This is a genomic window from Bacteroides sp. 1_1_14 (genome assembly GCF_000162515.1).
GTDB lineage: Bacteria > Bacteroidota > Bacteroidia > Bacteroidales > Bacteroidaceae > Bacteroides > Bacteroides thetaiotaomicron.
Genome location: NZ_GG774703.1, coordinates 79,517 through 95,224 on the forward strand (window position 1 = coordinate 79,517; position 15,708 = coordinate 95,224).

The following is a 15,708-nucleotide window of genomic DNA, read 5'->3' on the forward strand; positions in this document are numbered from 1 at the left end:
TTTTCATCTTGAAATGATTACCCTATGAAGAGCACTAACATCCCTCCGAAAAACTGTCACACGTGACACTAATTCATTGAATATGATAATAGACAGACATCTCATTCTTTCGTTCCGGCAGAATGGTTTTCCCATTTGATGAGGAATGTGATTTATAATGGGATACGATACATAATAAGCAAATAACAGAATATTGTCATAATTCAATATGTAAAGGTATTTAAGTTAATTTGTTTAGCACCACAACAGAAAATCTTTTATACTTTTGCATAAGGTTTAAGTAATAGAGAGCATGAAGGGTTTAACCGTATCAAAACGATTCAACGAAGAGGGGGATAACGAACTTCTGCGACATGTTGTCGCAGTAATTGAGTCTTTACGATTACAGATAGAAAAACAACTGAATACTGTTGTGATGTCCTCTTATTGAGGGATTGGCAAGTTGTTGGAAAAATGTAAACTCGGTAGTAAACACGGTGGTGGCGTTGTAGAGATTGTCTGTCGATTTGGGATCAGAATATCCTGAAATGGGGATGTCCCCGAGAAATTCTGTAGGATGTGAAAAAGTTCTATCTCTGTTATTACGAATGTGATACAAAGCTGCGACAGGCCATCGCAGTTTTATTGTGGAGTCATAATTTAATTCTTATGAGCTATGATTTGTCACCTGAATATATGGTGTTCTACGCAAATGAGGTCGAGTCTATAAATGTAATAAAACTACTGCTGGAGAAGGATGCAGCGTTATGGTAAGTAAAGGCGTTGGCAAAGAGGAGGGCATTTTTCTCCGCCTGTATCAGTTCTTTTTTCTTCCTCGCCACTTTTCGGCACTTCTTCATCGGTTGCAGTATTTCACTGGTCAACCGAAATGACATCAGCCTTTACTAAGTCACTGCTGTCGGCACTAAACACGAGGGTGTCAACCTGCTTGTAGCCCGGGTTCCTGCAGGTACTGATGGGGATATATAGGTTGGTATAGTAGCCCTTTACATTTGTATTGGTCATGTTCCCGTCACCCACGATCACGGCAACATACCTTCCGTGCTCTTGTAATTGACACGGCAGCTCACTTGAAGATGGGCACCGACAGTATTCTCTTTCCCGAGTGTTGTAAACTGGTTTTCATTGCTAGAGTTGACGCCGGGCGTGCTGAGGTCAAGCGGCTTGAGCTGCTACGGGGTGAGAAGCAGGGCGGCTTCCGTGTCTTCCACGCGTGCTTGTCGGCCCCCTTGCTTCAATCCTGTTGATGTCGGTCGCGTTTGTCATGTCAATGCCTTCGATAGTGTACCAGGCAGTTTGCTCGCTGGAAACACTTTTGCAGCTTTTGTCATATTCTTCCCAAAGTATGATAAAACCTTGGAGCTGTGAAGTGTATTCGTGTATGGGTATCATTTCACGGAAAAGTCCCTGCAAACTTTCGATGGTTTGCTGCAGGGGCTTTATGCATTAGGACAGGGAATCATCGCTTGTCAGCAATTCCATATTCCGGCCAATGGCTGGAATCTACACGGGGCTTGATTAAACCCTTCAAGTATACAGTCAAATTGCGAATCTCTGCCAGTTTGCGGTTGGTGTTAGGGATGATTTCATTCAATTCAGCGCGCCGGCGGTCCACTTCCGCGTTCAGTTTCTCACCTTCGAGGATAGCAGCTTCCAGTTTTGACAAGTCACTCGCGCTTACTCCGTAGTTTTTCACCGTTACCAAATGATTTCTCAATCCTTTGGTCAAGGACCGTGCCTTGTCCAAATACATTTCGTTTGTTTTTGACATATTCTTTTGTTAATTAATTAGCAAGGTAATGAATCCGTCCCTTGCATGACTGGAGCTTTTGCCGTTTCAAAGATACGAAAAAAATAGCAAAACAGGTACTGCTATTTTATAGTGTATACACGTGTAAATAGCTGAAAATCTGTAGATAATAAAGTGTTAATTATTCAAAAACATTCTATTCCTTCTTCGCCTTGTCGCCCATGTCTTCACTATCGGCTTCCACTTATCGATCATCTCGTTCATACAATAGTAAAGTCTTCATGATTCGCTTCGCCGTTGAGAATAGCTAATGTGTTTACGGCATCCACCGGTGGGCGATAAGCGGCTTTGAAGACGTTACGACTTCCCCTCTTACAGGACCCTCCTGACAGGCCGCATCCGCCTTTTATATCATTCCTTTGCATTTATAGCAGCTCTGTACCTCCTTTTCTATCTTTTTATCCATTCCTCACCAACACTGGGTTCCCCGACTTACAACTTTTGAATTAAACTTTTCAAACTCATAAATAATTAATATGTTTTAAATAGTAAACGAGTGAGAACGTTATAAAAATTATTTTGGAGGATTTGTTGCATATTATCGCTTACTGGTGGCGGAAAACCAGAGAAGTAGTGTTTACTACCGCATGGATGGCCGATGCGGGTTATGTATGCGACCGTTACTACCATATGGCAGTAATGGCTGGTCACCGGGACGCCTGTCGTATATTCTACTTCTTACACCCCAACCTGTTCGGGAATTATCCGCTGCTCAAGCTGTTCAACTCGTTCAGTATCCGGTTGGCCTTTTACGGGCATTATTATCCGTTGCGGTACGAGGTTTGGCTTAACGATAAAACGGGTATTCTCCGTTCGCTTTTTTGGTTCAAGGATAGTGAGATACATGGTATCGAGTTCTTCAAATTGATACCTTTCGGTTTCAAAATGGGATCATTTTTACTTATTGTTTGTGATAATGATTGATTATCAGCGTATTTCAACTACATTGTGCGTTCTTACATAAATTGCACATGATAGCTGTTCCTCTCTTTAATTGCAAATCGAAATCAGAGAAGGGATAAATTCTTTCCGTGAAATAAAAGCAGTTATTTGATGAAAGTTGTAATCGGGTGAGCTTTCTTTTTTTTTCGCCAACATTATTTTTCTTATCTTTCTTTCCTTCGTAAAGGTGAGCCGTCTTCATGGCTCATCTTATTTTTTCGGTTGTAAACGCGCTTCTATATCTTACACTCTCCTTTTCAATCTTAATTAAAAGCTATAGAGCACGTTTGTTCTTTCCATTTTGGACTGGAATAATAGTTAAAGTATTTAGTTCATTTTTATTCAAATCACCATTTTTCAACGCCATGAAAACAGTTTGAGAATACAGTAAAATGACCATTCAAAAGCAATATTATCGTAGCTTCATTTTGGTATATTTTTATAACTTCAATACATAAACATGCTGAATATTGGTATCGTAATATCAGTGCTTAACTATTCCGAGGAGATGTTTATAATTTTTTATGGAAAAGATGGAAAATTTGAACTTTTGTCAAAAAAGACAAAGAAAAATCTTTAGAATAAAACTTCTTCCTTTATGTATAGGAAAAAGGAAGATTTACTTAATATCACTAAGATATTATGTGCTAGTGCTATTCGTTGTTATCTGTTATGGGATTAATATGTTTTTTCGGCATCAATCTTTGTATTCTATTTGGGCGAAAGTTTGTTGATAACTTCTTAATGTAATGTTACATCCATAGTTTGTGCTACTTTCCATTATCATGTGGGGACTTGATTTTTTCGAATAGGGCCATCCTTCGCATTTAATGATATTAGATGAATAATAGAGAAGGGTATTAAAGTCTTTTAAACCTTCTCTATTATTCATTTTTACTAAAACTATTCAAATCCGGGATTATTCTGTCCGTTCAGGGCTGCATTAGATTGCATTTCAGCCAATGGGATTGGGTATAGTTCGTGTTTGCCATCCACAAAATTATGTCCTGCTACATAATTACTTGATGCCCATGTCTTTGGATTCCATTTAGCCATGTTGATATTGTCATCTTCATTAGGTTGCCACGATTCCAAATATTCTTGTGCAGTTCTTAAAGCGTCTCCTAAGATACCCCAACGAAGAAGGTCATATTTGCGTTGTCCTTCATAGCAAAGCTCAAAAGCGCGTTCCCAATAAAGAGCGGTACGGAATTTTCCGGTATCATCTGCATCGGAAATAAAAGCTAAATTGTAAACTTTCGGAGCCTTCAATAAGCTGTTATAATTAGCATTTGTTATAGGAGTAGCACCAGCGCGTTCGCGTACGTTGTTCAGTAATTTCCACGCTTCTGGTGTATTCCCTGTTTCATTGTAAGCTTCAGCTGCCATCAAAACAACATCTGCATATCTTAATGGACAATAATTAACTCCAGTATTATTAGGATCTACAAATCCCAAAGCCATCCATTCTCTACGCCATTTTCCTGGATATCTATATGCATTATTTCTGATAGCACTGTTTGTGTATGTTTTATTTTGTGTTTCAGTGCTTGCATTCCAAACGTAAGCATAGTCTACAAAATTCACATCTCTTCGTTGGTCTTTTGGGGTACCGTCATCGTTTGTTTCATAGAATGTTTTCCAATAAGGTAGTACCAGGAAGAAAGCATTAGCTCGTCCCATATAGTTACTTGTTCCCGGATACTCCCCTGGAGCAGCTACTATTGGACCATTATAAGTTGCCCATGTTCCAGCATTGTCTGTTTCTCCTTGGTTTGGTTCAAATGCTATTTCCCATAAACTTTCCTGATTGTTTAATATCAATTGTGAGTAATTTTTAAAAAGCTGTTCGTACCCCTCATTATAGAATCCATGATAGTTTTCTGATTGAAAGGCCTCCCACTCATCAATAACAGCATTGAAGTAAACGCTTCTTGTATTATCATCTGGTCGTGTAAGTTTGACTGTTTCACGATTCAGACTATAGCCTGCCCGTTGTAAGTAAACTCGCATTAACAAGGCACGTGCAGCACCGCTAGATGGAACCTCTGAAGAAGATGTGGTACTTCCTTTAGGTAAGTGCTCCTTTGCAAAATTTAAATCTTTGATAATCTGTTCATAAATAAGTTCACGGTTCATTCGCGGTTTTGAGGTCTCTTCATAACCGCTTGTATATTGTGTGCTAAAAGGTACATCTCCCCAAAATCTTACTAAATCAAAGGCAAGGAAGGCACGGAGGAAGCAGGCTTGCGCTACCAATTCCTGTAAAGTAACATTGTCTGTATATCCTTGCATTTTCTCAATGTTGCTGATTGCCAAATTCGCACGGTCGATGCCTAAATAAGCGTATTTCCAAACGGAGGCTATCCATGTATTGGATGAAGTGTACATATAATGGGAGATATCACGTCGAGTACCATCCGAGCCGGTACCTCTTACCATAAACATATCGTCTGCTCCAAAGAAGGGCATTATATACTGTCCATAATAGTTGATTGTTTCTATACAGTCATAAATTCCTACTACAGCCATTTTAGCTTTATCTTCTGTTACAAAATAGCTGTCCATTTCATAATACGAGGTTGGCTGTTCGGTTAGCTCACAAGAAGCTAATATGAGTGCAAAGAGTGTATATATTATTTTGTTTTTCATTGTATGTTTTTTTAAAATGACACATTTATACCAAACACGAAGGAACGGCTTCTCGGATAGGCTCCGAAATCAACTCCCGGTGTTAAAGGACTACTCATGGTAGAAACTTCAGGGTCAAAACCTGTATAGGGTGACCATGTGAACAAATTATTACCAGTAGCATATACACGTAATTTACTTAGACCGATTTTATTGATGATCCGTTTAGGGAATGTATACCCTAAGGTAACATTACTTAATTTTAGGAAAGAAGCATCTTCTATAGCCCATGAATGAATGTAAGTATTATTTGAGCCATTATCGTCAAAGCAGGCTACAGTTTTTCCTGCATTCACAGTTGCTAATTCTTCTGGATCAGTTATAATATTACCGTCATTGTTTATCGTAACCCAGCGATTTGTTTCACTGGCTATTGCCAAAACATTTTTATTTGTCAATGCGGTTTTTGTGTTAGTTAGTTTGGTCGCATTCAAAACCTCACCACCGTAGCTGTATGTTAGAAAGATACTTAAATCAAAATTTTTATATGCAAAGGTATTGTTAATACCGCCATAGAAATTGGGAGAGGCATTACCGATGACAGTTTTGTCATTTTCAGTAATTAGGTTGTCCTCACTGCCATCTACATTCTTAAACTTCCAGTAACCAGGTTGAATGCTTGCTTTGTCCCCATGATAAGGTATACCTTCCTTCAAGGTATACTTTTGAGTGGTAGGATCGTAATCGAAATCACTGACCTGATATAATCCTTCTGTCACATAACCGTAAAATTGTCCTAAAGGTTGTCCTACCCCAATCTGGTGTGAAGCACCTGCACCTGAATATCCGAAGTTAGCTAAATACAACTGTATGCTTTCTCCTGTTAGTCTATTGACTTTATTTTTATTATGAGAAAAAGTTATCGATGTATTCCATGTAAAATTCTTGTTGGAAATATTCACCGTATTTAGAGTCAAGTCAATACCTATATTTTGGGTTTCACCGGCGTTGATAATCATACTTTGATATCCTGATGAATATGGTAATTTAGCATCTAGTAATAAATTGCTACTACGGTTAATATAGAATTCGGGTGAAAATGTTATACGCTGATTGATAAATCCAAAATCCATTCCTAAATTGAATGTTTTGTTTGCCTCCCACTTTAAATCAGGATTAGGAACTTGATTAGAAGCATATCCTGCCTGTGCTCCGTTGCCACTAGCTGCCGTAACAGAACTCATTATTGCCAAGCTTTGGTAGTTGTTGATACGATTGTTTCCTGCCAAACCATAACCAATACGAAGTTTTAAATCGGAAAAGATTCCTATGTTTTTGATGAATGTTTCTTCACTCAAACGCCATGCAGCAGAAACAGCAGGGAAGTATCCCCACTTATTGTTTTTTCCAAACTTGGATGAGCCGTCTGCGCGTATAGAGGCTGTAAATAGATAACGATTCATATGGGCATAGTTCACGCGGGTAAAGAAAGAAAGTAGTTTGTCGTCATAATTTTCGTTGGAAGTAGGGGTGCTTGGTGTTCCTAATGAAAGGTCTGCCAGGCCAATTTCATCGTTTGGGAACTGTGTGGCACCGGCTGAAAACTGTCTTGTCCATTTCGTTACAAATTCATGTCCCACCATTATGGCGACGTCGTGAGAGCTGTTTTTCCAACTATAACTCAGAACATTGGAGTTCTGTAAACTGCTACTTTCAATGTTTGTTATACTTCCGTATATACTTGAACGTTTGGCTGTCTGCGAATCAGCTCCATAGAAAATATCATTACGACGGGTTTGATAGCGCATGCCTACTGTACTGCGAAATGAAAATCCTTTCCATAGTTTGATTGTAGCGCCACCATTGGCTTGGAAAGTACGCCATTCTCTATTATTTATTTCTTCGGCCGCAGAAATCAAAGGATTTTGCATTACATTGCCGCTGTCATCAGCAAGTATAGGATCTTCCCCAAATAGCAGATCGGCATCTGCTCCTTGAATGCCTATTGTTGGACGATATTGTATGATATGTTGCATTTTGTTAAAACGGTCGGTATTCTCCGAAGTGCCCATTCCTTCTATACGCATTTGGTCGTAACTGATACGAGAGTTTATTGTTAACCAGTTGCTTACCGCATGATTTATGTTAAAGGAGATGTTGTGTTTTTTATTACTACTATATACCATAGCTCCTTCTTCATCGTAATAGGAATAAGCTAAACTGTAGTTCATTTTATCGGTCTTTCCAGAAACAGATATACGATAGTTCTGTGTCAAGGCAGTACGCCCCAATGTTTCTTCTTGCCAATCAATTCCTTTGCGACTGATATAATTGGATTCAAGATCACTATATTCGCCATATCTTTTCTTCCATGCTTCCATACCATCAGAGCTTGTATCCCCATTACCTATGCGCCATAATGTCCGTTCGTAATCTAATTTGACAAATTCATAAGGAGAAAGAACATCTAACTTTTTTGCTAATGTTTTAGCTCCCCAATATGCATCGAAATTAACTGTTGCCTTTCCACTGGATTTACTACCATTTTTAGTTGTGATTACAACAACTCCATTTGCTCCACGTGCACCGTAAATGGCAGTGGCAGAAGCATCTTTTAATACATCAATTGTTTCTATCTCAGCAGGATCAATGGTTGACATCCCATCTTCGCTAGGAAATCCATCAATAATATACAAAGGGTCGTTACTTTGAGTAATAGAAATTCCACCACGTACACGAATAGAAACAGATGACCCTGGGGCCCCTTCACTTTGCTGTACTAGCACACCGGCCATACGTCCAGATAGGGCTTGAGTTACATCACTAACCGGTATTTTAATTAACTCTTGACTGCTTATTGACGCTACCGACCCTGTTAGATCTTTACGCTTTACTGTGGCGTAACCAATAGCAACAACTTCATCTAACATCACAGTGTTAGCCTGTAGTGTCACATTAATAACTCTCTGTTTATTTACTTTTACTTCTTGTGTGATCATTCCTACATACGAAAAGACAAGTATGTCTTTAGATGCATCATTGATTTTTAAAGTAAAATTGCCATTAATGTCAGTAACAGTCCCAGTACCAGTAAGACCTTTTACTGTAACGCTACTGCCGATCACTTCATATCCTTCACTGTCAACCACCTTTCCTGTAACTATCAGGCTCTGTGCATATGCAGACACACATGTAAAGGTTGTAAGGAATAGTAATAATTTCTTAAAATTGTACATAAATAAATCTAAGGTTTTAATTAAAAATATTAACGTCTCTAAGTTCAATGAAAATTATGAGAAAAAATACAAGTATTATTTATTTTTCTTACTTATATACATTATTATCATATTAAATTTGTTTCCCAACTATCATTTTTGTCTAAAATATAATAATCATACATTAATGTTATAATCTTTTTATGTGGATATTTTTGTTCTCCTTTATTATGAATGAGTATTGTTCTGCCTAAGAAAAATATATAAAATAGATTCTGATTAATGTTTAAATGTGTTTCCGGGTTAATAGTGAAAATATTTTAATCTATTGTTAAATATATCATTTTAAGACATGTCTTTAGTAGTATGTATAAAGTTTTAGCTATTTGATTGCATCTATATTTGTCATTTCACGCTTTATTTTTAATAAAGAAGAGGAATCTGCAATATTTTTGGAAGTGTACCATCTCTGTCTGGAGGCAGTATTAGCGTCAATGGGAGTAGTTTTATTAAATAATGTATTGCTATAAAATGTATTCGTGAATAGTCATTTTCTATTCCCAGGCTCCATAAAAGATATTAGTATTCAACTAGGAATTTAAATTTTCGGTTCAGTTGTATGCTCGTTTAATATTCTTCGGATAAAGGTTTAGTTGCAATAACTGTTGGATTAAAGATACAGGACATTTGTTTAGATGTTATTTGATGTAATCCTTTTCGGTCCACCTTTGTATTGATAATGAAAAGTATATTATTGTAAGTGCTTATCATAGATTTTAATTTTCCTATGAGAACTTCAGAACTATCTACTATTCTAAATCAAACAATATAAATGGTTTAATACAGATGATTGACATCTGGTTAAATTTAAATAGTTGTGATTTCGTTGGTGCCTCATTGAAATTAGGACGAGTTATTTATTAATCAAACAGTCCTGAAATAAGAGAATTGAATTGTTTTTGGGATATCATTGAATTAAATTTTATTGAATGACTCTTGTAGTAAATGGGGCTTATTTGTTAATGGGATACTAAGAAACTATAGGACCTTATAGCTTGAACGATTCTGTTGCATATTAAATTGGATAACAGTTACCAAACAATAAGTGGTGATAGTAGTACTAATCTGCATTTGAACAGCATGCTCTAGTATCCTATAAACTTTTTATCTTAAGATGTTGCTTCAACGATTTGAAGCAAGGTTTCACAAGCCGTTTCTTTTTGTGCTCCAAGTGCGGATATCCGTTTGGCGTTTGTCAGGAAAGAAATCAACTTCACTTCCATATCAGAAAAGACATTCTTCGCATTTTACGCTTCCATTTACGGAATTTAAACTTTAGGTTTGACTTCACTCTAACTACAAAGAACCTACAAGATGGATTTGATAAAGTTCTTTGAATAACTTTTACACTCTGTCAAATATGTAAAATTTTGCTCATAATTAATTATGGACATTATTGTTGAATTATATCTGAATGCTGTAGTTATTACATAGAAGGCTGAAACTTGTACTTCTATATCATAGAGGAGATGAACTTTAGTGCCATTTTCTTCTAACAGAACTTCGCCTAAAGGGATTTAGTCAGACATAAAAGAACCATAGTGGAATCACACGCATATTTTCTTCATTCTGTAGAAATCAAAGTTTTCGGAGATTCCATAATCTCAAATCTGATTGGCGGATGTAAATGTCGTTTTGGTTGGGAATCATCCCTCAATGATAACGTTTTTTTTGATATAACTCCAAGCTATAATCAGGTTACGAAGACTTTTTGCGTTTAGTAAGTTGACCAACCATTATTGCAAGTAAATGGCTCGAATAACTGAAGTGCTTTTACATAACGATTACCACTGTACTTCTCTACAAAGTTTTCTAAGCTTATCGTTGTTCAAGAATTCAAACGTATTTGTCTTGATTCATTTGAGGTCGCTTTAATTAATAGATCTCAAAGGTGTGATATCTTCTTATAGATGTCTTTTACTAAAATGCCTATCTTTTCTGTGTATTAAACAGATCCGTCCCCAAGTTTAGAGATTAAACAACTTTTCTATAATATGGATGGGAGATATCCACTTTTTTCTCCCGATGATAAATATGGTCATTTAAATACAATAACTCGGTACAGTGTATTAGCATACAATCATAAAAAATAAATTTCTACTCGAACTAGAATGAAATGGATTTAAACTGGAAAAAATCTATTTTTATATTCTATTGGTAGACAACCGACATATTTTTTAAAACATGTTGTAAAGTAAGAAGGGGTATTATATCCCACCATAAAGCTGATTTCAGATATGGAAAATTTACCTTCTTCTAATAACTGGCAGGCTCGATTAAGCCGTATTTTATGTATAAATTCAGTGGTTGATTCTCCTGTTATTGCTTTCAATTTCATGTGAAGGCTCGAACAACTCATATTCATTTCCCATGCGAACTGTTTTATGGAAAACTTCATATTATCTATATTTTTCTCAACTACCATATTGGCTTTTTCAAGTATTTCTTTATTCATTGTGGTATTAATTCGTTCTGTCGGCATAATGTTAGAACTATGCTCAAAAATATAGTGAGATGTATGTAGCATATTTAATGTTTTAAATTTTAAAATATTTATGGAGAATGGTTTGATTATATAATCATCAGCACCTACTCGAAAACTTTCCAATTGAGATTCTATATCTGTTTTTGTAGATAAGATATAAACAGGTATATGACGAGTAGATAGATTTTCTTTTACTAGTTTACACAGCTTAATACCATCTATTACAGGCATTATTGCATTTGTAATGATCAAATTAACTTCCTGTCTTTTTAAAATATCCAGTGCTTCTTTTCCGTTTTTCGCTTCTAATAGATAAAACAAAGAGGATAGATTATTGGATATATATTGTCGTAATTCTTCATTGCTTTCTGCTATTAAAATAGTTCCGTTTTTTGTTTTTATCACTTGTGTATTAGTGGGTTCATGCTCATCTTTCATACAAATCTTGTTTGAATATATAGAAGGTATTATATCTTGTTTCTCTTCCATGTTGTCGTTAAGAAACTCATCTTTGTTGTATGAAGACTTGTCCTGTGGAAAATGAATAGAAAAAGTGCTCCCTTTTCTTATTTCGCTTTGCAATATAATTTTTCCATGATGTAATTCAACTAATTGTTGAACCATAGAGAGCCCTAAGCCGTTTTCTATGTAGCTATTTTCTATTTGATAGAAACGATCGAATATTTTTTGTTGTTTTTCTACTGGAATACCGATCCCTGTATCTGACACTTGTAGGACAAGGTTTTTGTCCACCTTATATAGTCGTATTGTAATGCTTTTTCCAGATTCTGTATATTTAAATGCATTTGCAAGTAATTTATTTGTAATTAGAATTAGAACGTTTTCATCAAAAAAAAGATCTTCATCTTGTAATTTTGTATAGAAATTATATTCAATATGTTTCTTCCTGGATAAGTATTTATAGCTCATGAAACAATCTAGTACTCGTTTATATGCGTTAGAGTGTATTATATTGAGCTTGAGTAAACCTAAATTGATGTCACTAAGAATTTTTGTTTGGCTAATAATGTATGATAATTTATTGGCACTGTCTTGGATGTGTAGCAATTGCTTATATTCCCAATCTCCGTAAATGTGCCTCATTAGTTCTTGTAATGGTGAAATAATTAGGGTTAGTTGGTTATGTAGTTGTTCATATAATATGTTGATATTCATTTGGTATATTTCTTTTTCTTTCTTTTTTCGTATGTTCTTTAGTTTGTAACTTTTGTATAATGGAAAAAGCCATATAGAGCTTAGCACCAATGATAAAAGTAAAAAAATAGTAAGAAGGGGTATATACTTGCCATGATACCCCAAACGTAAACAACGAATACTCTTCATGATAAAATTATTATTATTTATTTGGTGGTAGGAAGCATACTCCTGTATGTAATCAGGATAGATAATTAGAGTGGAATGTTTTTCCTTATATTTTGCAACATTATATCTTTTTAATTGATAAATAAAGGTTGTAAATCTGTGGCGAGCGGAGTATGCTGTCATTTGTCGTTTTCCCTTTTGATTTTGTTTTATGGAAAAAAGTGTGTTATGTGGTGAATAGAAATGTTTTTTGGTGATATCAATATTCAATGTTTCGAGAGCTAATTCTCCTAAAAACATTAATAAGAAATGTATGAATTTCATGACTTCAGTCTGTTTTAAATTAATAAATTACTGTTGCTTTTGATTCATCCTACAATTCCATCTTTTACATTCTTTGTAATCTGGTAGTATGTATTAGATAAAGATTCACGTTATGAGGATGACTTACCGGTTGATAATATCCTTTTTATTTTAGACTATATATTGATATAACAAATATTAATCAGTAATTTTATATGTTCCGATAAATATATTAAATAATCGCACTTTTGCAGAATATTGTGTAGGCGGTCCATGTTTCCAAGAATTATCGCCTATGATGTGATTATTACATAATGCGTATTTCATTTTAATATTAAATTTAATGATTGCTCAAAGATAAATATTTGTTTGTTACATATATTTTATTCTCTTTTACGATTTTAGCACTTTTGTTTTTATTATATAAAACATGTCGATTTTTATATTAAAATTGTTGAAAGATACCGAGTGAAACAATTTTGATATTTTTTTAAACGAAAACGAATATTGCCGAAATGTAAACTTTTTATCTTTGACCTGGATAAATAACTTTAATATCTTATGAAACACTTATCTTTATTGCTGTGCTGTTCTTTCTACGGACTGTCTTCCATATCTGTAGGAGCGATTAATCATGAAAGACCCAATATCTTATGGCTTACTTTTGAGGATACTAGTGCACGTGAATTTGGTTGTTATGGGAACAAGGATGTGCATACTCCAAATATAGATAGCCTTGCTCTCCGTGGTATACAGTTTATGAATGCTTGGTCGGTAGCTCCACAAAGTTCTGCGGCCCGTTCTTCCTTAATCACTGGATGTTATGCTACCACATATGGGATGGATGTTCATCCGATACCTTATGATACTCCCGTAGATATTTTCTTTCCTCAAAAATTACGTGAGGTGGGGTATTATTGTACAAATAATAATAAGACCCATTATAATTCTACTACAAATAATAAGATCTGCTGGGACGAATGTAATAAATATGCGTCATACAATAGTAGTAGACGGAAAAAGCATCAGCCATTTTTTGCTGTGTTTAATACTGTTGTTTCTCACATGGGGCGTATTCGTACCTTTCATACCGAGGGCCGAAGAGATTACACTAGGGAGGGGATTTATCCGAGCTTATTGTCACTTCCTTCTTATCTTCCAGATCTCCCAGAAATTCGTTCTGATTATGCTGCTCATTTGGAGTCGGTACAAGATGTGGATACATGGCTTGGATTCTTTTTGAAAGACTTGAAAGATAGAGGGCTAGATAAGAATACAATCATATTTTTTTTTAGTGATCATGGAGGGTGTCTTCCACGTGGTAAAGGATATTTGTATGAAAGTGGTTTAAAGGTTCCTTTAATAATATACTTTCCACCTAAATGGAGGCACTTGGCAAAGGTTTCTTCAGGTAAGGAATATGGTCTTATTAATTTTACTGATTTAGCTCCCACTGTACTTAGTCTTGCAGGAGTCAGACCACCCAGGCATATGCAAGGCAATGCGATATATGGCAAATTTGTAAATAAGGGTAAGCGTGAAATGCAGTTTGCGTTAGCGTCTAATCAATTACATCATTTTATGCCTGTACGTGCAGTTACGGACGGGCGTTTTAAATATATCCGAAGTTATATTCCATATCGTCAGTTTGCTTTACGCAATTATTATCAATGGGGCATGCCTTCAAATCAAGTATGGGATGAGTTAATATTAAAAGGGGGGGGGAATCCGGAGTGGGGCCAACCTTTTCAAAGTCATCCGGCTGAAATGCTATTTGATCTTGAAAAAGATCCAGACGAACTTCATGATCTTTCTGGTGTTTCTGAATACGAAGGTGTCCTCTGTAAAATGCGGCAAGCATTATCTGCTCATATTCGTGTTACTACTGATTTAGGCTTTTTTTTACCTGATTCACGTATAGGGCATATACTTTATGAAAAAGTACGTCAAGAACGCTACCCGTTAGCTGAACTGTATGCCCTTGTTGAGATGGTTGGTACTGCAACAATAGACCTGCTTCCTGTATTAGAAGAAGCAATTACTAGTTCTTTGCCAGAAATGCGATTTTGGGGCGTAGTAGGGTATGCCAAACTAGCCAAAGAAAAACGAATTAGAACTTGTCCTCAAGCTTTGTTGGCATTAATTTATGATACTAACCCATATATAGCTTCGGAGGCTGCTTATGCCATATCTTATTTGGGAAGATATCAGGAAGGTATTACCCGTCTGCTTACTCCTACTTTAGAAAAGAACCGAAAAATAGGTTATTCGTCGTTGGAATGTCTGTCTTTGGATCCAGAAATGCGTGAATATATTCGTCCTTTCATACCGGAACTAAAAGAAGCGGCGGAAACTCTACCACATGTTGAGAATGAAGATGCAGGATTTATGGCACGTGGTATACTTGTAAATCTAGGCGAAATGGATATCAAGGAATTGTATGGTGCCGAGGCCTATGAAAAAGGTTTGAAATTAAATTATACTCGTAGAGCAATGCTTCCCTTGCCTAATTAATTGATGTGTAGATTATTTGTAATAGAATAATCTGATGCAAAGCTACAAATTTAAGTTCGTTCAAATCAAGTAATTCGTACTTTACTTGCATAAAATAATATTGTACTTTCAATTCTTGATAGTAAGTAATAAAGTAAGCATTGATTGTACAAAGTGGAACGCCTGTCATACAACAGTACGAAACCTTTTGTGTAACCTTCTTCTTGTATTGCGTTGACAGCCGTTCCTATTTCCATAGTTCGCAAAGATACAAATTTTTATTTATAATCTCAATCCTCTACATTAAACAAAAGTATTCGCTTTCTCTGTAATCTTTTACCTGCATCCCTTTCGGCTTCCCTTAAGGTTGCCCTACCTGTTACGATGTCGGTAGGGGAAATACGGGGAGATTCTATATAAGTGACTAACGATCGATTCAGCCCCCA

Annotated in this window: 7 protein-coding genes; 2 read left to right on the top strand and 5 right to left on the bottom strand. The window is 35.9% G+C overall.

Annotated features, from left to right (window positions below):
• Positions 1-683: 683 nt before the first annotated feature.
• Positions 684-839, bottom strand: coding sequence for a hypothetical protein (locus tag HMPREF9007_RS27015; RefSeq protein WP_164674625.1), 156 nt, complete (start codon positions 837-839; stop codon positions 684-686).
• A 620-nt stretch (positions 840-1,459) separates the two neighbouring features.
• On the bottom strand, positions 1,460-1,771 hold the full coding sequence (locus HMPREF9007_RS20540; protein WP_008760214.1) for a hypothetical protein: 312 nt from the start codon (positions 1,769-1,771) through the stop codon (positions 1,460-1,462).
• 558 nt (positions 1,772-2,329) lie between these two features.
• On the opposite strand from HMPREF9007_RS20540, the gene HMPREF9007_RS20535 reads away from it, so the two are divergent.
• The gene (locus HMPREF9007_RS20535; protein ID WP_008760216.1) at positions 2,330-2,734 is read left to right on the top strand and encodes a hypothetical protein; all 405 of its coding nucleotides are present in this window, start codon (positions 2,330-2,332) and stop codon (positions 2,732-2,734) included.
• 921 nt (positions 2,735-3,655) lie between these two features.
• Here HMPREF9007_RS20535 and HMPREF9007_RS20530 read toward each other — a convergent pair.
• The 3 genes from HMPREF9007_RS20530 to HMPREF9007_RS20520 form a co-directional block, all read right to left on the bottom strand.
• On the bottom strand, positions 3,656-5,404 hold the full coding sequence (locus HMPREF9007_RS20530) for a RagB/SusD family nutrient uptake outer membrane protein (RefSeq protein WP_008760217.1): 1,749 nt from the start codon (positions 5,402-5,404) through the stop codon (positions 3,656-3,658).
• 11 nt (positions 5,405-5,415) lie between these two features.
• Positions 5,416-8,619 (bottom strand): TonB-dependent receptor, encoded by a 3,204-nt coding sequence (locus HMPREF9007_RS20525; protein WP_008760218.1) that lies wholly within the window; start codon positions 8,617-8,619, stop codon positions 5,416-5,418.
• A gap of 2,161 nt (positions 8,620-10,780) precedes the next feature.
• A complete protein-coding gene (locus HMPREF9007_RS20520) occupies positions 10,781-12,790 on the bottom strand; it encodes an ATP-binding protein (RefSeq protein ID WP_008760219.1) in 2,010 nt (669 codons plus the stop codon).
• A 540-nt stretch (positions 12,791-13,330) separates the two neighbouring features.
• Between HMPREF9007_RS20520 and HMPREF9007_RS20515 the strand changes: the two genes are divergently transcribed.
• Positions 13,331-15,283, top strand: coding sequence for a sulfatase (locus tag HMPREF9007_RS20515; protein WP_008760220.1), 1,953 nt, complete (start codon positions 13,331-13,333; stop codon positions 15,281-15,283).
• Positions 15,284-15,708 lie beyond the last annotated feature (425 nt).

Bases quoted from the DNA above. Each gene is read 5' to 3' on its own strand.
- HMPREF9007_RS27015 (WP_164674625.1), bottom strand. From the start codon at position 839: ATGAAGAAGTGCCGAAAAGTGGCGAGGAAGAAAAAAGAACTGATACAG.
- HMPREF9007_RS20540 (WP_008760214.1), bottom strand. From the start codon at position 1,771: ATGTCAAAAACAAACGAAATGTATTTGGACAAGGCACGGTCCTTGACC.
- HMPREF9007_RS20515 (WP_008760220.1), top strand. From the start codon at position 13,331: ATGAAACACTTATCTTTATTGCTGTGCTGTTCTTTCTACGGACTGTCT.
- HMPREF9007_RS20525 (WP_008760218.1), bottom strand. From the start codon at position 8,619: ATGTACAATTTTAAGAAATTATTACTATTCCTTACAACCTTTACATGT.
- HMPREF9007_RS20520 (WP_008760219.1), bottom strand. From the start codon at position 12,790: ATGAAATTCATACATTTCTTATTAATGTTTTTAGGAGAATTAGCTCTC.
- HMPREF9007_RS20530 (WP_008760217.1), bottom strand. From the start codon at position 5,404: ATGAAAAACAAAATAATATATACACTCTTTGCACTCATATTAGCTTCT.